A 24736-nucleotide genomic window follows, 5' to 3' on the forward strand; every position below is an offset into this window, starting at 1 on the left:
CGGGCTGGTCAAACACTGAAATGCTGATGCAGCAGGTCGCGCAGCTTAATCGGGAAAAGGAGATATTGCCGCCGCCAGGGGATCATGTGCATTGAGTTGAGTAATGGCTCACAAAAGGGAGGGAGCAGACCGAGAAACATAGAGCCCTGTATGAGGCTTTCCACCAAAGTTTTTTTAATAATCGTTCAAGGAGATAAAATATGATTAAATCGATGGCCACGGTCTTGATGAGTGCTGCGCTGGTCGTGTCAGTGCCCGCGTCGGCGCATACCGAAGAGCATTTCGACGCCATTGATACGCCGCACGGGGGACAGATGCGTATGGCAGGTCCCTATCATCTGGAGCTTGTTACACAAGAGAAAGACATCGTCCTCTACGTAACGGACCATGGGGATAATAAAGTCAGCACCGATGGTGGAACGGGTAAAGCAAGTTTTCAGGTAGGCAAGGCCAAGCCCAAAGACTCGATAAAACTCGAACCAGCTGGGGATAACATCCTCAAAGGCACCGGGGATTTCAAGCTCACGCCCGAAACCACAATCGTCGTGTTCGTCAAATTACCGGATCAGGAGCCACAATCTACCCGTTTTACTCCGCTCAAGCCTAAGGCGTCCCAAAAACCCCAGGAAAAAAAGCCTGCGGGATCCGCTAGTGGACATGAGCATCATCACATGCACCATTGAGCGCCACGAGAAAAATAGCCCGTAAACGATAGAAAGCGGGATATCATAAAATCGCGGGGCGGCAGCAACTGGATAGCGCCAACCGAAACACCACGACGTCTTGCCATTTTTTAAGCAATTCACAGCGGTTTTTACGTTTGCAGCGCAGTTTGCCGCCCCCTCTTGATATCAATGTTTAGCAGTATCAGTAATCCAATAACAAAATAAACGCCGGTAATCAGCATGGCAAGCCGATGATCTCCTCGAGAAATCCAGCTTACCAATCCATAGGTCACCGGACCCAGTATGGACGACAGCTTGACTGCTAGTCCCCACAGCCCGAAAAATTCGGCACGCCTGGCGTCAGGGCTGAAATATCCTACCAACGCCCGACCTGCTGACTGAGAAGCCCCTAGGCACAGGCCGGCGACATTGGCAGCCAGCCAGAACATCGCCCGGCTTTCGGCCATCCAGGCCAGCAATATCATAACAATCCAGCCAACAAGCGTCAGAGCGATCGTGGGAATATGCCCGATCCTATCCTGTATGCTGCCGAAAGCAAATGCCCCCACTGATGCGGTGATGTTGACAACCAGGACCAGAAACATGGTGTCGCTCGTGTTAAAGCTCATTACCTGCTGCGCGTATATTGCAGCCAATGTAATTACAGTCTGGATACCTGCCTGGTAAAATACGATGCAGACAAGAAAACGCACCAGGTCGCGGTAATCCCGCACGCGATGAAACGTATCGCCCAGCCGCAAAAATGCCTCACTTACCACGGTACGTCCAGCAAGATGCGATTGAGGTACGGCGCGTTCCTTCAGGAAAAGAAAGGTGGGAATACTCGAAAGCGCAAAGAAACCAGCGGTTATCAGCATCGTAACGGGAACAAAATGCTCAGCCGGCTCGCCATGTCCCTGCGCCCAGGTGACATACGCCAGTGATAAGCCCAGACTGACCAAGCCGCCGATATAACCCAGGCTCCAACCCCAGCCCGAGACTTTTCCCAACGCCTTGCTCTGCGCCAGCTCCGGTAAAAACGCGGCAATCAAATTTTCACCGCAACCAAAGAAGAAATTGGTGAGGATTATCAGCACAACCGCCAGCCACAGATCACCGGGCCCAACAAAGTAGAGCACTCCCGTAAACAGGACACAGCCCACCGCACTCAGAAACAGCAGACGCTTCTTCGCTGCATACGCGTCGGCATATGCTCCTAGCGCAGGTGCGGTCAGGATAATAAGGGCATAGGAAACCGCAAGCGCTGCGGTCCATGCAAACGTCGCCCATTCCGCATTTCCCGCTACCACAGCAACGAAATAAGCATTAAAAATGGCGGTGATTACAACTGTGGTATAGCCTGAATTGGCGAAATCAAACATCGCCCAAGACCACGCTTCCCGCCGGCTCACCCCTGCCGCCAGATATTGAGGGTTATCCTGTATTTGCATGGAAGGCGGCGATATCCCTGATTAATTAGCTAACAATACATGATTATTAACTTAGGGCTGTCCTAAGCCATGGAGGCCGTTACAGATCGCTGAGGTCATTTTTTACGGCAAAAGGACTCCACCGTCCTGACCTAGGCAGTAAGCACTCACTCCCTACGCTAGCGTTTGTACAATCTGCCTAATTCCAATAGGCCTGTACCGCCCCGACTGTTCTCCAGTCAATCAAAGGGCTTGTCCGAAATTTCCCACCGCAGTCTCTGATTACAACCGAAAAATACACGTGGTTACAGCGTGATTATGGACTAGCACCGCTTTATCTCAGGAAAAACCGCAATCCTGATATTAATGCCTAACCTGTCTTACGTCGCCGCAGACATTCACGAGCACCCCTATCAGGTTTAACATGCCTTCCATCAGTAAATTCAAATGTTCCTCGCTCCACTCAAACGATCGTAACGATGCCAAGGTTTGGTCAACCGGGATCTCTTCATGATTTATCTGCTGATGCGCAAGACTCAAGGCGAGCAGGCGCGCGCATTCGGCCAGTTGATCCTTTGTTGCCTTCTTGATCAGCATATTCGCCAAGTCATATGTCTGATCAAAGGTTAATAGTTGGGTCACGATATTTGCCTATCATAATTTTGTCAGCCTTTATTCTTCTGCAATAGCACACCGGATAAACCCCACAAGCATTCAGCTCTCTGAGTATTCCGGCGTTGGTTTTATTATTCCTTAGGGTTGGCAAAACTCAACGCTATTCCCAACAGGAAAGCTGATTGTTCGCATAATAACCGTATTGTCGGGCATTGCAATTGGACTTAAGTACACGTGCTAATCTTTAGCTCATGATTTAGCTAATCTACATTCCGTGTTGCGCCATAGAAAAAGGTTACCGAAATAGTTTTTAGAAGTTAACGCAAACGCCATAAGGATGGGCACTTCATTTTAGTGCGTTGAAAATGATTTTAAGTTTTGCCTGTATGGTTTTCTTCAGGATAAAGGGATCGGTATTGAGGAAAGTATCTGTCAATCGGTTTTTTGTTTCTGGGCAGACATGATCGGACGCTAGCAGCCGCTGGCAAGGTGTTTGGGGAGAGTGGTATTTCTTGTTAATCTAGAATGACGCGCTACTTTTCCTTGAGTTTCAGCAGATTAAGCTTCAGGGCACAAATACACCCGACAGGTGCGCTTGTGATTCCATGCATGACCTGCTAGCCGCAGCCGGTCGTGACATTTCCAGAACCCCCAGCGGCTATGCTTGGTGCCCACGGCATAAGCGCTTCAACTACGGGCATCACGCGCTGCAAGCTTGTTCTCTTCCCGGTAATACGCCGCCCCTGACAGGTTCACCAACTGGCAGGATCGTCTTACGGATAACCTCTGATCCTGCGCCAAGCGGAAAACCATGTCCCCGCGTTCAGGCGGCGCTACAGCTTTTTTAATACCGCCTTGATCGCTTCATTCTCCAGCGCCAGGTTCGCATACATCCGCTTGGGCTGGCTGTTCTCTGTTTCCAGCTCTTTTACACGCACCAGCTCGGAAACCTCAAGCCCGCCATACTAGGCTTTCCACTTATAGTAGGTCGCCGAACTAATCCCATGCTTGCGCCAGATCTCGTCGACTGCAACCCCGCTATAGGCTTCCTTCAGAATCCCTACAATCCGACTTTCCGTAAACCGCGAATTCTTCATTTGAACCTCCAGGAAAAATGCTGCCAGAAAGTTCTACTTCTTGCTTGTCTCTTAAATGGGGATGCTTACGTTACCACTTCATTTTTCAGACAGTGTGAAGCTCGCGCTCGTCAGGACGTACTGCGGGAAAAAAGCCCAGGTCTGATGTCACGCCATATGTTTCACCTGTATTTGCTGATCTCGCCCAACTGACATGAACGACATTCTGACCTATAGTGAAGAAAGCGTAGTCTTTCAAATATTATCGCGGAAATTTGTGATTCATAATTTTTGGTAGCAGCTATTGGATGAATTTCTAATACAGCAAGTTATTACAGGATGTCATGACAATTTCTTGTACGCCATTAAGGAAATATCATTTTTCTCTAAAAATCGTTTAATGAACTACTGGAAACCAAACTAAGGAGAGTCATCATGATACAAAAACGAAAAATGGAATCTATTATTGCAATCGTTCCTTTTTTAATGGCCACGGTTAGTTTCGCAACTAGTGCCAATGCAAGTGAACATGAAGGAGGAAGCGACGCTTCTGTGATGAAAAGAGAAGCAGACGGTAGTGTCAACAAAAAAGAATTCATGAAACACCACGAGTGGATGTTTGACCAAAACGACAAAAACCATAACGCTAAGCTGGAGCCCGATGAAATGAGAAACCTACACAAAATGGTGAGTAAAATGCATGGGCGCTTTGAACAAGAATATGGACAAAAAAAATAGCTAGTGTATTGGGATTTATTTGAGCTAACGGAACCCTGCTCCCACAGGTGACCTGACCAGACTAGGGGGGTAGGGAATGGGGTGCGTCCAGTCTCGGCAAGACCCCGCCCCCTTAAGTCTAGGTGCCATCCCCCTCTCACCTTACTCAAATTTCAAAAACCATTTTTCTGTAGACGGACATTCTCTTGCTCATGGGAATGCCTCTTCCTGTCGGCTATATTGTCGTTTTACGCATTTTTCTGACAAGTAACACCCTAACTAGTCTGTAAAGCCAAGGATAGGTAAGTGCTGTACTCAAAATCCTCGACATGGGGTTCCCAAAATAGCACCCCTACCTGTCGGAAACAGCTCCCCTTCATCTGTTTCACATGAGAATAGGCTAAAACCCTAAATTTGTTGTTCAAAGTTACCCCATTATTACCCCAAAGGGTTTTCCGGTGTTTGGGACATAATTAAGTTATTGAAATAATGGTGCTGTTGAGAGGAGTCGAACCTCCGACCTACTGATTACGAATTCTAAAGCAGATAGTTAGACGGAGTTTGAACATCTCCGAATAACCATTAATGCCTCTGTTTATATTTGCTTTTTTCCTTTACTTTGTTTTAAACTTCCGCCTACAGTTTGACACATCCTGTCTACACTGTGTCTACATAGGAAGTTAGAACATGTCTACACCAGCCTCAGTGCTCCCGATCAGGATAACAAAATCCGTCGTGGATAGGCTGAATGCCCCGGCAGCAGGGCAAGCCTTTACCCGCGACACCGAACTTAAAGGCTTTGCCGTGCGTATTACCACGTCCGGCGCGAAGTCATTCATTCTGGAAAAACGCATCGATGGTAAGGTAAAACGGCTTACGCTAGGCCGCTATCCCGAACTGACGGTCGAGCAAGCCCGAAAAGAAGCGCATAAGCTCTTGGGACATATCGCTACCGGGCGCAATCCTACCGCCGAGAAAAAGCAAAAAGCGCTGCAAGGCACAACCCTACAACAAGCCTTCGATGATTTCCTAACTGCCAGAAAGAACCTCAAGCCTCGAACGCTTTATGACTACCAGCGATTAATGAAAGTCGCGTTTCCCGATTGGCAAAATAAAGCGTTGGTCGATATCAACAAAGAAATGGTTGCTAAGCGCCACACCAGAGTGGGTGCGGAACATGGCGAAGCCTATGCTAATTTATCCATGCGCTTTTTACGTGCATTATTCAATTTCTCTATTGCACAGTATGAAGACGGCAGCGGCAATGCCATTTTGCGGGAAAATCCTGTCGTACGGCTTACGCAGACCCGCGCATGGTATCGGGTGGAACGGCGCCAGACGGTCATTAAATCTCACCAGCTCGCGCCGTGGTATCGGGGGGTAATGTTACTCAAGAATGACGAAACTTCTCCACAGTCCGCGCTAGTCGCTGATTATCTGCTGTTCCTTGTATTTACCGGACTACGCCGCCAAGAAGCTGCGACCTTAAAATGGTCCGATATCGATTTACGTGGCCGGTCGTTTACCATCAGGGATACCAAGAACCGGGAACCGCTAACATTGCCGCTTACGGATTTTATTTTTAGTTTGTTGGAAAACAGAAAGGCAACGTCAGATTCCGAGTATATTTTTGCCGGGAGTGGAAAGGCCGGGCATTTGATCGAGCCGCGTCATCAAGTTCAGCAAGTGAGAGCTGCGTCCGGCGTGTCCTTTACGCTGCATGATCTGCGCCGCAGCTATATCACCATTGCCGAAAGTATCGATATTTCAGCTTATGCCCTCAAGCGTCTGGTGAACCACAAGATGAGCAATGACGTGACGGCGGGCTATATCGTCAATGATGTGGAACGATTGCGAGAGCCGATGCAACGCATCAGCAATTTCCTTATTAAATCGATGACCGCAACCCCTAACTAGGCAGATTATGTTGAACACCGTAAGCCGCTATAGCATATGGGAATTGGGGCACCGTTGGCATAACCTTGACCCCGAATCCACTGATTCCAAAAAGCTACCCCTAGTCGTTCAAGATACCTTACGTTCGCTGGCGGGTGCCTATCATTACGATGACCTGATGATAGTCAATAGTAAGGGCGTAGAAAACAAAGGGGCTTACCATGAGCCAACCCAACACCGTTATAAACATGAGGAAATCGAAGAAGGACTCGCAGATTGCAATCAAAGAAAGATTTTCGATAAACCGCTATTGGAGTCGGTATACATCGAGCAACAACCTCTAGGTAAATGGTGCCTCGAAAAAGGAATCGCCTTGCCTGATTTCTGGTTTTCTGCTGGATGGAAGCCAGATAGTAGTTACAGTGGATGGCAGTCAGACAGCTCACAACCTGAAACTAAACTTCGTTCACTTCAAATAGACAAGCTGGTCTGTCAGGCCATCGCTCGCACGCTTTGGGATAGCTCTCCCCAAATGACCATTGCAGATATGTGCAAACATGAAGCAGTTCAACGCTACGGGAACGGCAGGCTTTACAAGGGAGAACATACATTACGCGACTGGCTAAGTGAAGTAGCGCCCCCTGAAGTGAAAGGAAAAAGAGGCCGTCCCAAAAAGTCTGAAACCTAGCAACGGCGCGGCAAAAAAATATACGTCTGCCCAAGAAATACCATTTCTCTGCTTGGCGGCAATTTTTTCATAACGCCAAACCCATCAAGCTGTGTCCTCGTTTTTCAACTCTACGAGGATACAGACCATGTACGGCAAACTTCTTACTACACCACAAGCCGCAAATGTTTTAGGCGTTAGCATCGCCTTTCTGGAACGGGATCGCTGGGCGGGTGCCCGCGTACCGTTCATCAAGATCGGCTCCCGTGCCGTTCGCTACCGGCTGCAAGACTTGGAAAAATACATCGAGTCCTGTATCCGTAAATCCACCAGCGATACGGGCCGGAAATGATAGCCCACTCATGGCCGTTAACCGTGCCGGAAGGGGCCTATGTTATCGACGGCATTATTTATTTCCCGGAACAGGAGGAATTTAGTTCTGACCTTCTCAGCCGTCATCCCGATTGTTTGGCGCTACCGATGCACGAAGAATATGTGCGTCTGTATGATGCCCATGGGGAAGAAAAAGCCGAAGCTTATCTTTATAAGCTTTCTAATGAGCTTACCAGCGACACATTAAGCCTTGACGCAAGCGATGATGAACTCAGGCCCTATGCCCGCAAGGTGGCGGATCAATTTTCGCGTCTGCCACGCCTATTCAAGAATCCGGCGAATGCGGCACGCGTGCTCCGCGCTATCGCTCACGACAAATATGGCGTCACGCCGCCAGGAGGTAATAAAAAGCAAAAGAAACAGAACTCCCTCCCTGTAACGGTAACAGGAAAACACCACCCTCTCATTCCTGTTACAGGAATGGCCGGTCTCATTGATCCTCCTGTAACGGTAACGGGAAAACATAACGCTCTCATTCCTGTAACGGGAAGGGACGACCTCAATGAGCCTCTAACCGTTACAGGAGTTCTGGCCCGTCTGGCTGATGAGTACTGGTGGCGTAAGGCGCTACGCACAGTCTATGGCAGGAAATTTGAACATGGCGCAATCCGTTTGGGTTTGGTCCATAGCCGTAAGGGCAAGTACGTCAGTGACGAGACTTTAACAAGACGCCAGAAACGGGATCGCCGTAACCGAGCCATTCTGGAACAGTGCATTGCAAGGAATGAGGACGGACAGGAATATACCCTCCAGCAATTGGCCGATCTTTCCGTATCGAATCCGAAGAATCGCCGTGCGGAATTGATGACCCGCATTGCGGGATTTGATGCGGTTGCGCTGTCTCTGGGGCATGTAGGTGTATTTTATACCATTACCTGCCCTTCCAAAATGCATGCAAGGTCGTCAAAGACAGGACAAAAAAACCCTAAATATGAAGAGGAGATTACACCACGGCAAGCGCAAACCTATCTTAACGGCATATGGAAGTGCGTACGTGCAAAGCTGCACCGTAGGGGCTTACACGTTTATGGTGTCCGCGTTGCCGAGCCTCAACATGATGGCACACCGCACTGGCATCTGTTGTTTTTCATGCCGCAAGAGAACGTTAAAGAAGTCGGGAGCATTATTCGAGACTACGCCATGCGTGAGGATGGCGATGAGCCCGGTGCGGCCAAACACCGCTATAAGGAAGAACGCATAGATCGATCAAAAGGCACAGCCGTAAGCTACATCGCCAAGTACATCTCAAAAAATATCGATGGTTTTGGTCTGGACTGTGATATCGATGGGGGTGAACCCACAAGCGCGGCGGAACGGGTAAACGTCTGGGCCAGAACTTGGGGCATACGTCAATTTCAGCAGATTGGAGGGCCGCCTGTAACGCTATGGCGAGAGTTACGCCGTATGGATGGGGCAGGAGTCGCCGGAGAATTACAGGAGCTACAGGAGGCGGCAGATAAAGGTGAATGGGACCGTTTTGTCACCTTGATGGGCGGACCGCATGCGAAACGTAAAGATTTCCCGATATCGCTGGCGAAGCACGGAAACAATGAGCTTAACCGTTACAGGGAACCAAAAGGGGAAAAAATCCTTGGCATAACATGGGCAAGTGTTGTTTTCCCTACCCGAATTCATCAGTGGATCGTTCAGTACAAATGTGAACCGAATAAGATGAAAAGGCCGGTTGAACTTAAGGAGCCAGCTAGCGAGAGCGCGGCAATAATTACCTTCCCTCAGATTGGTCCTTCACCCTTGGAGTTCTGTCAATAACTATACGGATAAAAATCAAAAGTCTCTAATGTGCCCAGAAACAGTCATCCGATCCATTTCTGACCGAATAAACGGAAGATTCATCACCCACTTCCATCTCCATATTAATATAGAGATACTTACGTATTTATAACAGCTACCGTTAAAGTGCAAAGACGGAAAACCCACTGCCATGACTTTCGAAAACGAACTTGCAACACTGAACGAATGGTACTTTTTCCGCGAGTTTACATATTCCAAAACGACCTTCAGCCCGGAACCTTCGCAAGAGGTTGAACTTGCCGACTCTATTCTCTGGATCGGTGATCTCTTGGTCGTTTATCAACTGAAAGAGCGCGAAGTTCAGAGCGCTACTACCGTTGAAGCCGAGAAGCGCTGGTTTGAAAGGAAGATTTTAAGGCAGGCAACACGCCAGATACGCGACACGCTCACGTATCTCAATTATCCGGGTACTATAGAAATTCAGAACCAGCGGGGCCATGCATTCGGTATTGATATCCGGACAATCCACGAGTTGCACAAGCTGATCTTATATCTTCCACATGCCCTATTGCCGGAGAGTTGCCGGGAGATCAAACACCATAGAAGTGGTACGGCGGGAGTAATTCATATTATTCCGGCCAACGACTATTTAGGCATAGTCAAAACACTTCTTACACCCGCTGAAGTCGCCGACTACTTGGGTTTTCGCGAAGCTCTGATCAACAGATGGGAGGTGGAGATTGCGGCGGTACCTGAACCGGCCTTGGTAGGCCAATACCTCAACGGTGATATTGATGTACCGCCTTCAGTTGATTTCATTGAGTATCTCTACCGCCTCGATCATCGACCAGATGAGTGGGATATGTCGGGAATCATCTCCAAATTTCCGAACAGAATCACCACCGACAATGAGCCCACTGACTACTATCCGATTGTTCGTGAGCTTGCCCTACTCAAGCGCAGTGAGCTAGAGAAGTTCAAGGAGCGGTTTCAGTTGTCTATCGAAAAAGCCCGCTCCAACGAGCTTGTTCTACCATATCGAATGGCATGTCCGCGCACCAACTGCGGGTTTGTTTTCATTTCAGTGACAAGGGACGCGCTACCGCATCGAAGAAAAGGGTTGCAAAATTACACTCTCGCTAATAAGTACGATTTGAAGCTCCCAAAGTGTATTGGTGTCTCAATCGCGGATGACGTCGATGGTTGGTATGCGGTTGAATGGCTCTATGTGGAGTTTCCATGGGAGCAGGATGCAGAGATGGAAGAATTGCTCCGAACTAACTATCCGTTTCGAGAAGTTAAGTACGGTGAGTTGCCTAGATATACTTATAGGGATGCAAAATAACAGTAGCGCCGCAAGCAGCGCGTTGAGCGGCCGTTACTGGAAAAACCAACTGCCCGAAATGTGTCGGGAAAAGACCATCGCAACCGGCAATTCCGTGCCAAGAGGAGACATTCAAGGTTCGGTTCTGGCGCTTGTGCTGGCAGGTTCTCGAACTGCGATCCCCGGAGGATATTATTTATCGTCGAATGCACAGAAAACACGGGTTAGATTTCTTCCTGATGACACGGCAACCGGAATATATGCACCCGGATGTGTTGAAAAGAGGAAACCGGGGCCAAAGCCCCGGTTTCCTCTACTTACCTTTCGGTTTTGGTGGTGAAATCCTAACGCGCTCTTTTTCGGTCGTTTTAGGGTGACTATCTGCATATTTCTTAGTCACAAACTCTCCGTTTTCAGAGCTGCGATGGACGGTTTTCTTAGGGCTGGTATTATTAGCCATGAGAATCTCCTTGTAGTGAATTGCAGAGGAAGGCGATCATAATTGAGGCTGTCCATATATTGACCTTTGCCAAAGAGGCGGGTTAATATCGGGTTGCGATCAGCGGGCAATTATGTCCGTTTTACCACTCTGGGCAGACCATCTGTCCAGAGCACCCCATCCACACAACGCATACCACATCTTGTGTTTTTAAAGCGTTGACATACATATTCTAGTAGTTCGTATCTGAAACCGCAACAATTGGTTTGTCAATTTATTCGCAGCATAAGAGCTTCATTGTTTTGATATCCTTCCATTTCTGGCGCTATGAGCGCATTGTGCATTTTCATTATCGAACAACCGGTAATAAGGCATTTTCAATAGCAAGCCTACATTTATCTATGCTTAATATTTTCTGTTTTCTCCTCCTTTTCAACCGCTCGGAAGGGCGCCACATTGAAGGTATTACTCATGGCAAGTAAAAAAATCTGTAGGGAAAATGGTACTGGAGAATTTAAATCAGAGAAAGAAACGCACAAGAAAGAAGCACACAAAGCGGCCAAATCTTCCGCTGGTTTGAAACGGTCTTCTGCAGGTTCAGTTAATACTCGTACAATTCATTCTGCACCAAAGAAAGGTTCGCTGAGTTTATCCGTGATACGAGACTCTGTGACTGGGGTTTTTGAATCCCGAAAAAAGTAAAAAATATGACTCATGCTCTTTACACAAGCAATATTTTCATCAATTTCCCGTTCGATAAAGATTACCTTGAGTTACGCAATGCAATGTTGTTTGCGATCTTTGATTGTGGTTTTGTTCCGAGGTGTGCTCTCGAAGAAGACAACGGTGGAAATGTAAGAGTTGAAAAAATTCACCGTTTAATAAAGGATTCAAAGTATGGCATTCACGACATTTCCCGGACGGAGTTGGACCCGAAAAATGATCTCCCAAGATTCAATATGCCTCTCGAATTAGGTGTGTTCCTTGGAGCAAAAAAATTTGGTAATGGCAGCCATAAAGACAAGAGTTGCCTCATCGTCGATAAAGAGCAATATAGGTATCAAAAATACTTATCAGACATCGCCGGACACGATGTAAGAAGCCACAAGAATAGTCCTGATAACTTGATACAGGTAATTCGCGACTGGCTCAAAACGGAATCCGGTAGAAAATCGATTCCGGGCGGTAAGGCAATCACTAATAAATTTTATCTGTTTAAAAGTGATCTTCCATCACTTTGTAAGAATGCAAAAATTGAAATGGATGAGCTCAACTATAACGATTATTCTAATTTTGTTTCCGAGTGGCTTATTAAGCTAACCAGTAAGAACTAAAATTCACGCCAAGATTTGCTTCAGCAAGCAGTCTTCACTTTCGGTTTTTTGCGAACAAGAGTTGTCGGCGTCGGTTTTGTGCTAGTTTGTAATCCATCCCTGTAGACGCTTCTTTTTTTGAATCTCGGTTAGTTCTCATTCGTAGAGCCTATGCCTCGGCGCGGGTCTCGCCAAGCAACTCATGCGTTGGAAGTCTCAGTTGTGCCAATAGGGGACGGCGGGGCTTAAGCTCCGAAACCGCCATTCGCGCATCCGTAACAGGTCGAGTCCTAGCTGTCAAAATCTCCTCCATCCGTATGCTATAGTAGTAACGGATGCGTTCGCGTAGTTGGTTGAGTACCTTCGTGGACTTCAGAGGAGGCAACGGCGCTGCGTCCCAATATAGTTGTCGAAAAACCAGCGCAGGTTGTTTGTTTGCGCGATCCACTACACCGAGTTAGGGAGCAGGTGTCGGAGTTAGGGCGAAAAACTGTCTCCCGATAACAAAGTTAGCCCTCTGATCGCTTACGCCGCCGCTAAACTTTCGTATCCCAAGGAGTGCACATGATCAAAGACGAACACACCAAGGACTTCCTTATTGCTGAGTACGAGTCGTCTTGGCAACAGGTACTTAACATTGATACGCGCCGCGGCACGTTTTCAAACTACTACAACCTCGGCTTTCTAGGAGTGCTGGCCTTCATCGTAAACTTTTGGAGCAGGCCAAATCCGATTACTTGGACGACGATGGTTCTAATTACAGCCGTCTTGGTCTTCTCATACCTGATTGCCAACGCGGTAATCAGAATACTTGAGTCCGAGCGGAAGGCCAATGTCCGGTACCGGAAGAAGATCAATCTGATCCGAGAGAACTTTCTCTCAGACATGACTGACCCGAATATCCTGCACTACATGCAACGGAAGGAACTTGGCATCAAAGACTTCTCCAACGATGAGAAGACTATCGATGCTGTAGGCGGGACGCTCAAGTATATATATAAGATGATCAACCTACAGAAGTGGGCATTAGTCCTCATCGGCGTCCTCTTGTGGGCCTCATTTTTATCCCCTTTCGTCGTGGGTTGCGTGGATTGCATTCAAAAGGGAGCCTAACCCAAACGTTGGGCGTCTGCTTTCAGAAAGTCTATCTGGCTGCTTTGTGTCGGTTGCAGCCATTTCGTGAGCGGTAACACAAGTAAGCGCTACTTATCAACAAGCCTACTTAGGGCTACTAGATTAAAACAACAAGGACCCGCATTTCTGTAAGTCCTTGTTTTATTTGGTGGGTCGTGAGCGGCTCGAACGCTCGACCTACGGATTAAGAGTTTAATCTTCCTTACGGCCCAACTATCCTTCATACCCGCTACGCGCTGGTACACAAACGGTCAAACTCATGAGGGACCTGATAACTTCGGTCATTAGGAAACTCCGGCCAGAGTATGTCATTAAGCAGCCGTTTATAGCTCTGCTTCGTCTACACCCCGTCTACATTAACAGCTCATTATTACCGTACACATAACTAAGTGCATGATTTATTTGGTGCTGTTGAGAGGAGTCGAACCTCCGACCTACTGATTACGAATCAGTTGCTCTACCAACTGAGCTACAACAGCGCGAAGGGAAATACAACGTTGTGGATTATAGAGGTTTGGTAAACGGCGAGCAATGTGAGGGACGAGCGTAAAGGGCGGCTTTTTCCACGGGGACTGACAAAAATGTTTTGAATATACTTTCGCAGCCTGAAAACTTGTAGTTGAAGCTGCTAAAATCGCCAATGGTGTTTGCTCTACCGCATCCCGTTAAAACTATCCCTATTTTCCCTTATTTTCGTCGATGTCCTGCAATAACTAGACTTTTTTACAGGTTTACGGCACACTTGCATCCATGGAAAATGACGCGTCCAAAACAAAAAAAATCCTCGTTCTTCATGGGCCTAACCTAAATCTTCTGGGAAAACGCGAGCCGGAGCTCTACGGAACGCTCACGTTAGGCGAAATTGACAGAAAATTAACGATATTAGCTGATAACGCAGGCGCGGAATTAATTCACTTTCAAAGTAACGCCGAGGGTGAGCTAATAGATCGGGTTCAGCTAGCGATGAGCGAGGGGATCGCTTTTATAATCATCAATCCCGCAGCCTACACACATACCAGCATTGCTTTACGTGATGCCTTTGCCGCAACCAGAATACCGTTCATCGAAGTGCATCTTTCCAATGTTTTTGCTCGTGAATCTTTCCGCAGGAGGTCGTATTTCTCCGATTTGGCGGTAGGTGTAATCAGCGGTTTGGGCCCTAAAGGATACGAACTCGCCTTGGAATATGCTTTAGAGGTAACAGCAGGCGTGAAGTTCGATAATCCCGCATAGCCTTATTGATATATATAAGATTGGGATGGCAGGGAAGCGGGTCATGAAAGAGGAGCTTCGCGGAATAGAAAGCAGACATGCGCCAGCGCGCTGAAAGATGGTGCAGCAATGGCAGGCATGTTGTTAAAGACGTAAAAGGGGACCGCCCCGGAGGCCTATTATGGATTTGAGAAAACTGAAGAAACTGATTGATCTGGTCGAGGAGTCGGGCATTGCCGAACTGGAAATTACCGAAGGTGAGGAGAAGGTGCGCATCAGCAGATCAACTTCATCCGTGCAAACCCAGGTAGCCCACGGCGGAACATCACCTCCACAGGGGACGCCGCCGAGTGCTGTTACCGCATCCACGGCGCTTACTACCGCTAACGCGGTAGCCGAGATCTTGCCAGAGGGTCATGTGGTGAAATCCCCCATGGTAGGAACGTTCTACCGTAGCTCCTCTCCCGGTTCCAATGCATTTGTAGAAGTAGGACAGACGGTCAAGGAGGGGGAAACGCTTTGCATCATTGAGGCGATGAAGCTGCTCAACGAAATAGAATCAGACAAGAGTGGCGTGATAAAGGCAGTCCTGGTGGAAAATGGCCAACCAGTAGAGTATGGCGAACCGCTATTCGTGATCGAGTGATCCTGCGCCAATGCGCATATAACGCGCGGAAAGACAGTGGGCAACTCCCATCTTCAGGAAATAATTTCCGGTAAATATGTTCGAAAAAATTCTTATAGCCAATCGGGGCGAAATCGCCCTGCGAATACAGCGTGCATGCCGGGAGATGGGCATCAAAACAGTCGCGGTGCATTCCCAGGCGGACGCTGACGCCAAGTATGTGAAGCTGTCCGATGAGTCGGTGTGTATCGGCCCAGCCCCATCAGCCCAAAGTTACCTTAATATTCCTGCCATTATCAGCGCGGCGGAGGTGACGGACTCGGAGGCTATTCATCCAGGCTATGGGTTTCTTTCCGAAAATGCCGACTTCGCCGAACGCGTTGAAAGCAGTGGTTTTGTCTTTATTGGCCCTCGCCCTGAAACGATTCGCCAGATGGGCGATAAGATCAGTGCCAAGAATGCGATGAAAAAAGCAGGTGTGCCTTGTGTTCCAGGGTCTAACGGCGGGCTCCCCGAGTCCCCTGAAGAGATCCGGGCCATTGTCCGCTCCATTGGTTATCCAATAATTATCAAGGCCGCAGCGGGTGGCGGCGGCCGCGGAATGCGGGTAGTCCATACCGAAGCCGCTTTGTCGAACGCGGTGATAATAACCCGGAACGAGGCACAGGCAGCTTTCGGTAATCCGACGGTCTATGCGGAAAAATATCTTGAAAACCCGCGCCACATCGAGTTCCAGGTTTTGGCGGACGCGCACGGGAATGCGATTTATCTCGGCGAACGAGAATGTTCGATGCAGCGCCGTCATCAGAAAATTCTCGAGGAAGCGCCTGCCTTGGGCATCCCCCCCAGGCTGCGCGACAAGATGGGCTCACGCTGCGCGGACGCATGCCGCCGCATCGGTTATCGCGGTGTAGGTACGTTCGAGTTCCTATTTGAGAAAAATGAATTTTATTTCATCGAAATGAATACGCGCCTGCAAGTAGAACATCCGGTTACGGAAGCAGTTACCGGAATTGATCTGGTACAAGCGCAAATTCGTGTTGCCGCAGGCGAAAAACTCAACATTCGCCAGCGGGATGTCGTATTGAAAGGACATGCCATCGAGTGCCGCATTAATGCCGAGGATCCTTATAAACTTACGCCGTCCGCTGGGCGTATTACGCAATACCACGCGCCAGGCGGACCCGGCATTCGCGTAGATTCCCATGTATACCATAACTATTTGGTGCCGCCTTATTACGATTCCATGATCGGTAAAGTGATTGCCTACGGAGACAACCGCGACCAGGCAATTGCAAGGATGCGCATCGCGTTGTCCGAAATGGTGATAGAAGGCATTAAAACGAACATGCCGTTACACCTCGACCTGTTATCCGACGCCGCTTTTCTAAATGGCGGCACCAGCATCCATTACCTGGAGCAAAAGCTTGCCAATTATAATAAGTCAGGCTAAAACGCAATCCATTTCGCGCCGCCTGAGCTATTTCAAGGCGGGTGAGCCAGCGTTCCACCGGACAGCCAGCTTGCGGTCACCTGTTTCTTGATATGGCCTGGATTTCGCTGGCTATAGAAACCGATAGCGCGCACGCCGAAGCCTTGGGTGACGCGCTGCTCGAACTGGGCGCGCTGTCAACAGACATACATGACGCCGCCAGCGGCACGGATCGAGAGCAACTCTTGTTCGATGAGCCGGGTGAGCCTTCCGAGAAAATCTGGCTCGCATCCGAACTTACCGCTCTATTCAACGAGGATGTTGATATCGCTTCCACTGTACAGGCTGCGGCGAACGCGGCCCAGCTTCCCTGTCAGCCCAGCTATCGCATTACACATGTGGAGGAGCAGGACTGGGTTCGGATGACACAATCGCAATTCACCCCGATCCAGATATCGTTCCGCCTGTGGATCGTTCCCAGTTGGCATGAAATACCCGATACCGCGGCGGTCAACCTGATACTCGATCCCGGATTGGCTTTCGGTACGGGTAGTCACCCCTCTACGCAACTGTGCCTTGGCTGGCTTGACGAAACGCTGCGGGGGGGTGAAGATGTTTTAGATTATGGCTGCGGTTCAGGCATACTTGCCATTGCCGCGTTGAAACTGGGGGCGGGTCACGTGGTGGGAATAGATATTGACCCGCAAGCCGTTGCCGCAAGCCGAGCAAATGCAATACTTAACCAGTGCGATGAAACAAAAGCGGAATTTTTTGCGACTCCCGTTACGGATCGGGCAGGGTCTAAAAATGGAGCATGGGCGGATGTGGTTGTGGCCAATATCCTTGCCAACCCGTTAATCGTACTGGCGCCGTTATTGATGCACGCCACGCGCAAGGGTGGACACATAGCGCTTTCCGGCATCCTCATGGAACAGGCGGAAGATGTGATACAGATTTATCGGCAATGGTTTGATATTCATATTACACGCGAGCAGGCAGGATGGGCTCTGCTCACCGGGACGAGAAAGTGAATTTGTTATAAAACCTACGGCTATGGCGCTCGTAACCCGTTGTCCTAACTGCGCGGCTGCTTTCCGCGTAACCCCTTTGCATCTGCAGGCGCATGGTGGTGACGTGCGCTGTGGACAATGCTCACAGGTATTTAACGGCTTTGCCACCTTGGCGACGGTGCAGGAACCGGAAGACCATGTGGCCATGCCAGAAACCGAGGAAATGCCAGAAACCGAGGCAGCACAAGAGGGTGAATCCGGAACCTCGCTTCAAAATAATCCGGATACGCTGGCTGTATCGGATGAAGAGAGTTTACCTTCAGCGCCAGCTCAAGAAGCAGCTCAGGATCAATCCGGTCCGGGCATGACAGCGCAGGCCGCGCCTGCTTCGGACTTGCCACCCATTGCGGAAGAATCAGCACCGCAAAGAGAAGGCGAGACCAGCAGCAGTGCTGCCGCTAGCGAAGGCGGGGAAAAACGATCTCCGCACAGGCCGGACGCGACCATTCCGCCGTCGGAAAATTACGCATGGGATAACTATGCTTTCGACGAGGTTCAGTTGCCCAAGGCCTCCCTGGCGTGGGGGATCGGCAGCCTTTTGTTGATTGTCATGCTGGCGGCCCAGGCTATCTATCTTTATCGTGTCGAGCTATCCGTCAACGCGCCAGCCACAAAGCCTTATCTTCAACGATATTGTGAACTGTTGGGCTGCACTATTCCCTCGTCGCAATATGCGAAGTTGCTGAATATCGAATCCTCCGACATGCAATCAGATACGCAGCAACCCGGCGTCATCACCCTGAGCGCCACAATACGCAATCATGCCCCCAATCCCCAGGCATTTCCATCTTTTCAATTAACGCTCATCGACCATCAGGACCAACCCCTCGCCAGCCGTAACTTTCCTCCCGAAGCCTATCTTGAAGACGCTGCCAGCCGTGGGAAAGTCATTGCGCCCAATGCCGAATTCAATGTAAAGCTTCACCTCGATAGCGGCACTTTGAACGCGGCCGGATACCGACTACTGTTACTTAATCCTCGTTCTTAGCCCGGATGTTTCATAAATTGACGCGCGCCCTTGCTGGTTTTTTGTTTCGTATGAAAATTTCGTTCAGTCGGGCGTATGAATAACTACGCCACTCTTTCACAAAATCTCCCTACAAAACAAAATCCTGCGCAATCATCACGTGAATTTATGAAACATCCGGGTTAGGAACATTGCACGGAGAGGTTTCGCCGAAAGGACCGGGGGCATAGGCGACGTGACGACGAATTGGTTTGTTCCGTTTGCGTCCGTGATCGAGCCCAACTCTCGTCGGTACTGCCTTACGTTGCGCCATCCAGCATATCGTGTCACTGCTTTTCACCGTGCTCCAAACGTACACTCCATCCCGCCCAGTTGCCGGATTTAGGTTAAAATCAGCATCCCGTCAAATCATCTTCGTCCTCTGGCAGAATGACACCTGAAGCTTTGATCGAAACCAAGGATCTCGGTTTTTCCTATGGGGATCGTTCCATTCTCAAAGGGATCGACATCACCATGTCGCGCGGCAAAGTCATCGCTATCATGGGGGGCAGCGGTAGCGGCAAGACTACCCTGTTGCGCCTTATCGGCGGTGCGATCCGTCCGTCCTCCGGTTATGTCAAGTTTGCCGGTAAGGTAGTGCATGAGCAAAAAAGGGATGAGCTTTTTCAGATGCGCCGGAAGATGAGTATGTTATTTCAGTTCGGCGCGCTGTTTACCGATTTGTCGGTATTCGATAATGTAGCTTTCCAGATGCGGGAGCATACCGACTTACCGGAATCCATGATCCGCGACCTGGTGCTGATGAAACTTCAGGCTGTCGGCCTGCGCGGTGCACATGACCTGATGCCGGCGGAACTCTCGGGAGGAATGGCGCGTCGGGTGGCATTGGCTCGCTCGATTGCGCTTGACCCGGTACTCATCATGTATGACGAGCCTTTTACCGGTCTTGACCCCATTTCGCTAACGGTCATCGGTAATCTGATCCGTCGTTTGACCGACGCGTTAGGCATGACTTCAATCGTCGTGACGCACGACGTGCAGGAATCGCTGAAAATCGTGGATTACGTGTACTTTATTGCAGACGGGGTGATCGCAGCACATGGCACCCCGGATGAAGTGCGCGGATCGGTGGCCCCCTTCGTACATCAGTTCGTGCATGGCGAAGAAGATGGTCCCGTCTCGTTTCACTATCCGGCTCAAGCCTATGCACGCGATCTGAAACTGGAGGGCAGTTTTGCCTAGGCGCATCGTTATCGGCATCCGGGGCGTTGGTCACCGTGTAATAGATAGCGTCTGGCGGCTGGGCTACGCCAGCCGCTTTTTCTTGCTGACTCTGCTGAAGTCGGGTACCAGCTTTCGGCGCTTCGGCCTGATTATCCGTGAGCTTTATTTTACGGGCGTTTTGTCGCTCATCATTATCGTTGTATCGGGGTTGTTCGTCGGCATGGTGCTGGGTTTGCAGGGTTATGAGACATTACAGCGATTCGGCGCCGAATCTGCTGTGGGTACAATGGTTGCATTGTCGCTTGTTCGGGAACTGGGACCCGTGGTGGCGGCGTTATTATTTGCCAGCCGTGCCGGCTCCGCCATTACTGCTGAAATCGGCTTGATGAAAGCCACCGATCAACTGGCAGCGATGGAAATGATGGCGGTGGATCCGATTGCACGGGTGGTTGCCCCCCGGTTCTGGGCGGGCGTAATTTCGATGCCATTACTTGCGGCAATGTTTTCCATCGTCGGGGTTTTTGGCGGTTATCTGGTGGCCGTAGTGCTTATCGGTGTGGATGAAGGGTCGTTCTGGTCACAAATGCAGGATGCGGTGGACTTCAGATACGACATCGTCAACGGTATCATCAAGACCTGTGTTTTTGGTGTGGCGGTGACGGCAATCGCAGTGTTCGAGGGTTACGATGCGGCGCCGACGGCTGAGGGAGTGTCCGGCGCGACAACCCGCACCGTGGTGACTTCCGCGCTGGCGATTCTGGGACTGGATTTTGTTTTGACCTCGGTCATGTTCAGGGGAATGAGCTGATGCAGCGGACAACAATGGATCTGTGGGTAGGCGTATTTGTCATGGCTGGTATAGGCGCGTTGCTGTTGCTGGCGCTGAAGGTGGGAAATCTTGGCACTTACAGCTCGGCAGCGAGCTATACGTTGACTGGAAGTTTTGAGAATATCGGCGGTTTGAAAGTCAAGGCGCCGGTAAAGGGTGCGGGCGTGGTAGTGGGGCGTGTAACGGATATCCAGTTCAACACCAAGACTTACGACGCAGTGGTAACACTGAGCATAGACAACCGTTATCAATTTCCGAAGGACACTTTCGCCAGCATTCTTACATCGGGCCTTTTAGGGGAGCAGTACATAGGCTTGGCGGCAGGCGGTGACGAGACAGCGCTGAAGAATGGAGATAAAATCATGAAAACCAATTCCGCGATGGTCCTGGAAGAAATGATCGGCCGGTTCCTGTTCGACAAGGCATCAGAGAATAAGAAAACGGACGACGACAAGAGCGGAAATGGTGATTAACAAAAATATCGTAATTTCGCATAATGTAGTGTGGTTAAAAAATTCTAGCGAGGGAATCATGAAGAAATATTTTAATACGTCTTTATTATTGGCGACTTGGCTCGTTACGCTCCCCGTATGGGCCATGGCGACCAGCCCGGATACCCTGGTGGATAATACGGCCCAGGAGGTGCTCGCGATCGTCCGGCAAGATAAGGACTTGCGCGCGGGCAATACCACCAAGATTCTCGATCTGGTGGAAGCTAAGATATTGCCCCATTTCGACTTTACCCGGATGACCCGGTTGGCGATGGGTAAGAATTGGTCCAAGGCTACGCCTGAGCAACAGCAGGTATTGGTGAAGGAATTTCGCACGTTGCTGGTACGCACCTATTCCAACGCACTGAGCAGCTATAGCGAGCATACCATTACGGTTGAGCCGCTGAAAGAGAAGGCGGGTGAGACCGATACCACAGTCAAGACAAAAGTGATAAACCAAGGTCAACAGCCGATTCCCATCGACTATAGTATGGAAAAGACAGGTGACGATTGGAAAGTCTATGATGTGACAGTGGCTGGGGTAAGCCTGGTAACCAATTATCGCAGCACCTTCAATAACCAGGTGCGTGACGGTGGCGTAGAAAAATTGATTCAAACGCTCGTGGAAAAAAACCGCGCCTTGGTTGCTGCCGATAATAAGGCTGCATCAGCGAAATAATCCATGATTGAAGATGCGGCTAGATTGGTTTTGCGCGAGGGCGGCGAACTGAGCGTTGAAGGCTCGATAACCATCAATAACGTTGTTGCGATGGTTGGGCAAGGCATTGCTCTGTTTGACCGCGATAATATGGTAATCGATCTGGCGCGTGTGACTGAGGTGGATTCTTCCGCCATAAGCATGTTGCTGGAGTGGCAGCGCGAGGCGGGTCGCCGCAATTGTCCTGTGCGCTTTGCCAATATACCGCTTAATCTGCGAAGCCTCGTGCAGCTATATGGTCTCTCCGAATTAATGCACGTCGCCTGATCGGTAACCGATCAATATCGGGCTCAAGTATCTTTTACATAGAGGCTTGTCCCTCGCGGATCTGCAATCCGTCCTGGCTATCTGGCCCATGTGTCAGGCCACTATCTTATCCAATTTCTCGATGATCCCGGCAATCGAAGTCAAACAGATGCACAAGCGCTTCGGTAAACTGCAGGCGTTGGCGGGTATCGACCTTGAAATAAAAACCGGGGAATTTTTTGCCTTGCTTGGCCCCAACGGCGCAGGCAAGACAACGCTTATCAACATTATTGCCGGACTAACCCGCGCCACGAGCGGCAGCGCCAGGGTAATGGGTTACGATGTCGTTGCGGACTACCGTGAAGCGCGACGCATGCTGGGCGTGGTGCCTCAAGAACTGGTGTTCGATCCCTTTTTTACCGTTCGAGAAACGCTTGCAATTCAATCCGGATATTACGGCTTAAAAAACAATAAATCCTGGATAGACGAAATAATTCACCATCTGGATCTGGCAGACAAGGCGGACGCCAACATGCGTACGCTTTCCGGCGGCATGAAGCGACGCGTGTTGGTGGCTCAGGCATTGGTGCACAAGCCCCCGGTCATCGTACTGGATGAGCCTACCGCAGGGGTTGACGTCGAGTTGCGCCAAGGCCTTTGGCGTTTTATCAGAGAGTTGAATCGTGATGGACATACCATCGTACTCACCACCCATTACCTTGACGAAGCAGAAGCCTTATGCAGCCGCGTCGCAATGCTGAAGCAAGGTAATATCGTAGCGCTCGATAGCATCAGAAATCTCATTAGCGGAATTTCCGGATGCTCGGTGCGGCTGCGGCTATCGCCCGATACGCTGCCTCCAGCCCTGCAACCTTTGATGAGCCGTTGTGAAGCAGAGTATTACATACTGGCGCTTGACGAATATTCCCAGCTTGAGCAAGTTATGGCGGCGTTGCGTATAGCAGGATCGCAAGTGCTGGAGATGCAGGTATTTCAGCCCGATCTCGAAGAGGTTTTCGTAAAAATCATGGAGGACGTTGAAATCAGGGAAGCGGTAGCCGTTCCCATCGCATGACCGGATTTCTTACGCTGCTCTATAAGGAATTGTTGCGATTCTGGAAGGTCGGGTTTCAGACCGTATTCGCGCCTATGGTGTCCACCCTGCTTTATCTCATGATTTTTTCTCATGTCCTGGACGCCCATGTGCAAGCCTATCCAGGTGTTGCCTACACTGTTTTCATGATTCCGGGCCTGATAATGATGGCGGTGCTTCAGAACGCTTTTGCCAACTCGTCGTCCAGCCTGATCCAGTCCAAGATCACCGGAAACCTGGTTTTTGTGCTGTTATCACCGCTATCCTACCAGGAAATATTTTTTGCCTATGTGCTGGCATCGGTAGTGCGTGGGCTGGCGGTGGGACTGGGCGTTTACCTGATAACATACGGATTTTTCGATGTTTCCTTATCCTCGTTTCCATGGATATTCATATTTGCCCTGATGGGCAGCGCGCTACTGGGCGCGTTGGGTCTTATTGCCGGCATTTGGGCTGAAAAATTTGATCACCTTGCCACATTTCAAAACTTCATCATTCTGCCGCTGACTTTTCTATCGGGAGTGTTCTATTCAATCCACTCCCTACCGCCTTTCTGGCGAGGCCTCTCCCACTTGAATCCGTTTTTCTACATAATCGATGGTTTTCGCTATGGCTTCTTCAGCACGTCGGATATTTCGCCCTATATCAGCCTTGGGATTGTGGCGATGTGCTTCCTGGCAGTATCATGGTTGACATTGCAGATGTTGAGCACGGGTTACAAGATCCGGCAGTAACGCTGGCTAGGGCTTTTCGGACTTAAAGAATTGCAGCGAAAAATGAACCAGCCGGATGCCTTTGCAGCCGATTTCCTTTGAGTCCCACACCCTGCGAAGGCCCAGCGGTAAGGATTTGCATAGTTCAATAAATATAACGGACAACGCAAAGGTAAATCCAGGCAGTTGTCTTTAAGAATTCCAAGAGAATCATTTATATAAGGAAGAGAAGGATGGTTACGCCAGAAAGCATTAAAAATCACATCGAAAGTTCCTTGCCATGCGAACTGGTGCATGTAGAAGGGGATGATGGTCATCATTTCAGCGCCATCATTGTAAGTGCTGAATTCCGTGGGAAAAATATGGTGCAGCAGCATCAGCTTGTTTACCGCGCGCTCGGCGACAGGATGAAGCAAGAGATCCATGCGCTATCCATGAAAACCCACACGCCCGAACAATGGGCGGAAATAAACCCGAGCTAGGAGTCCGTCGGACCTGAAGAATCGCAGCGAAATATGAAGCCGATTTCCTTTAGTCCGACAGGCCGCCAAGCCCCGCCAATATCTTGGATGTGGATAGCTGGCGCGAGGGTGCATCAAGAAGAAGCTAGAAGCGCACCTGCGCCGTATAAGGAATTCTTAGACAGAAGAGCCGGGCTTGAAGGCAAGGTCTTCCGCAGGAGCTGAGGCTCAGCT

Annotated in this window: 27 protein-coding genes and 1 tRNA gene; 23 read left to right on the forward strand and 5 right to left on the reverse strand. The window is 49.7% G+C overall.

Translation table 11 applies throughout. The features are described from left to right. Positions 1-200: 200 nt before the first annotated feature. Positions 201-683, forward strand: a complete 483-nt coding sequence (locus tag BLS94_RS05080; RefSeq protein WP_090958217.1) for a hypothetical protein — start codon at positions 201-203, stop codon at positions 681-683. A gap of 131 nt (positions 684-814) precedes the next feature. Here the strand turns inward: BLS94_RS05080 and BLS94_RS05085 are convergent, their stop codons facing one another. From BLS94_RS05085 to BLS94_RS05095, 3 genes are all read right to left on the reverse strand, one after another. Beyond that, complete coding sequence (locus BLS94_RS05085; RefSeq protein ID WP_218124746.1) at positions 815-2116, reverse strand: MFS transporter; 1302 nt, start codon at positions 2114-2116, stop codon at positions 815-817. A gap of 342 nt (positions 2117-2458) precedes the next feature. Beyond that, positions 2459-2737, reverse strand: a complete 279-nt coding sequence (locus tag BLS94_RS05090; protein ID WP_072768160.1) for a hypothetical protein — start codon at positions 2735-2737, stop codon at positions 2459-2461. A gap of 938 nt (positions 2738-3675) precedes the next feature. Then, on the reverse strand, positions 3676-3807 hold the full coding sequence (locus BLS94_RS05095) for a transposase (protein ID WP_090958220.1): 132 nt from the start codon (positions 3805-3807) through the stop codon (positions 3676-3678). A 414-nt stretch (positions 3808-4221) separates the two neighbouring features. Here BLS94_RS05095 and BLS94_RS05100 point away from each other — a divergent pair, with 414 nt between their 5' ends. The 6 genes from BLS94_RS05100 (at position 4222) to BLS94_RS05125 (ending at position 10556) form a co-directional block, all read left to right on the forward strand. Beyond that, positions 4222-4524, forward strand: coding sequence for a hypothetical protein (locus BLS94_RS05100; RefSeq protein ID WP_090958222.1), 303 nt, complete (start codon positions 4222-4224; stop codon positions 4522-4524). Between the two features lie 666 nt (positions 4525-5190). After that, on the forward strand, positions 5191-6420 hold the full coding sequence (locus BLS94_RS05105; RefSeq protein ID WP_090958224.1) for a tyrosine-type recombinase/integrase: 1230 nt from the start codon (positions 5191-5193) through the stop codon (positions 6418-6420). A 7-nt stretch (positions 6421-6427) separates the two neighbouring features. Continuing rightward, entirely contained in the window at positions 6428-7087 is a 660-nt protein-coding gene (locus BLS94_RS05110; protein WP_090958225.1) for a hypothetical protein, read from the forward strand. 127 nt (positions 7088-7214) lie between these two features. Next, positions 7215-7418 carry a helix-turn-helix transcriptional regulator gene (locus BLS94_RS05115; protein ID WP_090958227.1) on the forward strand — a complete coding sequence of 68 codons (204 nt, stop codon included), beginning with the start codon at positions 7215-7217 and terminating at the stop codon, positions 7416-7418. Further along, positions 7415-9229 (forward strand): replication endonuclease, encoded by a 1815-nt coding sequence (locus BLS94_RS05120; RefSeq protein WP_090958229.1) that lies wholly within the window; start codon positions 7415-7417, stop codon positions 9227-9229. Before BLS94_RS05115 ends, BLS94_RS05120 begins: the two co-directional genes overlap by 4 nt. 172 nt (positions 9230-9401) lie before the next feature. Then, positions 9402-10556, forward strand: a complete 1155-nt coding sequence (locus BLS94_RS05125) for a hypothetical protein (protein ID WP_090958231.1) — start codon at positions 9402-9404, stop codon at positions 10554-10556. A gap of 292 nt (positions 10557-10848) precedes the next feature. Here the strand turns inward: BLS94_RS05125 and BLS94_RS14825 are convergent, their stop codons facing one another. Continuing rightward, positions 10849-10995, reverse strand: coding sequence for a hypothetical protein (locus BLS94_RS14825; RefSeq protein WP_176767801.1), 147 nt, complete (start codon positions 10993-10995; stop codon positions 10849-10851). 450 nt (positions 10996-11445) lie between these two features. Between BLS94_RS14825 and BLS94_RS14515 the strand changes: the two genes are divergently transcribed. The 3 genes from BLS94_RS14515 (at position 11446) to BLS94_RS05135 (ending at position 13400) form a co-directional block, all read left to right on the forward strand. Further along, entirely contained in the window at positions 11446-11676 is a 231-nt protein-coding gene (locus BLS94_RS14515; protein ID WP_143021651.1) for a hypothetical protein, read from the forward strand. A gap of 5 nt (positions 11677-11681) precedes the next feature. After that, positions 11682-12308, forward strand: coding sequence for a hypothetical protein (locus tag BLS94_RS05130; protein ID WP_090958233.1), 627 nt, complete (start codon positions 11682-11684; stop codon positions 12306-12308). A gap of 543 nt (positions 12309-12851) precedes the next feature. Continuing rightward, positions 12852-13400: a hypothetical protein gene (locus tag BLS94_RS05135; RefSeq protein WP_090958235.1), complete on the forward strand. Its 549-nt coding sequence runs from the start codon at positions 12852-12854 to the stop codon at positions 13398-13400. Positions 13401-13824: 424 nt separating this feature from the next. On the opposite strand, the gene BLS94_RS05140 is transcribed toward BLS94_RS05135, so the two are convergent. Next, a tRNA-Thr gene (locus BLS94_RS05140) sits at positions 13825-13900 on the reverse strand. Between the two features lie 271 nt (positions 13901-14171). On the opposite strand from BLS94_RS05140, the gene aroQ reads away from it, so the two are divergent. The 13 genes from aroQ (at position 14172) to BLS94_RS05205 (ending at position 24523) form a co-directional block, all read left to right on the forward strand. Continuing rightward, positions 14172-14654: a type II 3-dehydroquinate dehydratase gene (gene aroQ / locus BLS94_RS05145; RefSeq protein WP_090958237.1), complete on the forward strand. Its 483-nt coding sequence runs from the start codon at positions 14172-14174 to the stop codon at positions 14652-14654. A gap of 160 nt (positions 14655-14814) precedes the next feature. Further along, positions 14815-15279 carry an acetyl-CoA carboxylase biotin carboxyl carrier protein gene (accB, locus tag BLS94_RS05150; RefSeq protein ID WP_090958239.1) on the forward strand — a complete coding sequence of 155 codons (465 nt, stop codon included), beginning with the start codon at positions 14815-14817 and terminating at the stop codon, positions 15277-15279. Between the two features lie 76 nt (positions 15280-15355). Beyond that, positions 15356-16711 carry an acetyl-CoA carboxylase biotin carboxylase subunit gene (accC, locus tag BLS94_RS05155; protein WP_090958241.1) on the forward strand — a complete coding sequence of 452 codons (1356 nt, stop codon included), beginning with the start codon at positions 15356-15358 and terminating at the stop codon, positions 16709-16711. A 92-nt stretch (positions 16712-16803) separates the two neighbouring features. Further along, positions 16804-17721 (forward strand): 50S ribosomal protein L11 methyltransferase, encoded by a 918-nt coding sequence (gene prmA, locus BLS94_RS05160; RefSeq protein ID WP_090958399.1) that lies wholly within the window; start codon positions 16804-16806, stop codon positions 17719-17721. A gap of 22 nt (positions 17722-17743) precedes the next feature. Then, positions 17744-18748, forward strand: coding sequence for a zinc-ribbon and DUF3426 domain-containing protein (locus BLS94_RS05165; protein ID WP_090958243.1), 1005 nt, complete (start codon positions 17744-17746; stop codon positions 18746-18748). 408 nt (positions 18749-19156) lie between these two features. Beyond that, the gene (locus BLS94_RS05170; RefSeq protein ID WP_090958245.1) at positions 19157-19969 is read left to right on the forward strand and encodes an ABC transporter ATP-binding protein; all 813 of its coding nucleotides are present in this window, start codon (positions 19157-19159) and stop codon (positions 19967-19969) included. Beyond that, complete coding sequence (gene mlaE, locus BLS94_RS05175; protein WP_090958247.1) at positions 19962-20759, forward strand: lipid asymmetry maintenance ABC transporter permease subunit MlaE; 798 nt, start codon at positions 19962-19964, stop codon at positions 20757-20759. Before BLS94_RS05170 ends, mlaE begins: the two co-directional genes overlap by 8 nt. Then, entirely contained in the window at positions 20759-21253 is a 495-nt protein-coding gene (gene mlaD, locus BLS94_RS05180; RefSeq protein ID WP_072768151.1) for an outer membrane lipid asymmetry maintenance protein MlaD, read from the forward strand. The genes mlaE and mlaD overlap by 1 nt, the downstream gene beginning before the upstream one ends. Before the next feature lie 58 nt (positions 21254-21311). Then, on the forward strand, positions 21312-21950 hold the full coding sequence (locus tag BLS94_RS05185; RefSeq protein WP_072768173.1) for an MlaC/ttg2D family ABC transporter substrate-binding protein: 639 nt from the start codon (positions 21312-21314) through the stop codon (positions 21948-21950). 3 nt (positions 21951-21953) lie between these two features. Next, on the forward strand, positions 21954-22256 hold the full coding sequence (locus BLS94_RS05190; protein WP_090958249.1) for an STAS domain-containing protein: 303 nt from the start codon (positions 21954-21956) through the stop codon (positions 22254-22256). Between the two features lie 121 nt (positions 22257-22377). Continuing rightward, the gene (locus BLS94_RS05195; RefSeq protein ID WP_176767803.1) at positions 22378-23310 is read left to right on the forward strand and encodes an ABC transporter ATP-binding protein; all 933 of its coding nucleotides are present in this window, start codon (positions 22378-22380) and stop codon (positions 23308-23310) included. After that, entirely contained in the window at positions 23307-24062 is a 756-nt protein-coding gene (locus BLS94_RS05200) for an ABC transporter permease (RefSeq protein ID WP_072768149.1), read from the forward strand. The genes BLS94_RS05195 and BLS94_RS05200 overlap by 4 nt, the downstream gene beginning before the upstream one ends. Positions 24063-24274: 212 nt before the next feature. Next, positions 24275-24523, forward strand: coding sequence for a BolA family protein (locus tag BLS94_RS05205; RefSeq protein WP_072768148.1), 249 nt, complete (start codon positions 24275-24277; stop codon positions 24521-24523). The last annotated feature ends 213 nt before the right edge of the window (positions 24524-24736 follow it).

The organism is Nitrosospira sp. Nsp18, assembly GCF_900103145.1.
Lineage (GTDB): Bacteria > Pseudomonadota > Gammaproteobacteria > Burkholderiales > Nitrosomonadaceae > Nitrosospira.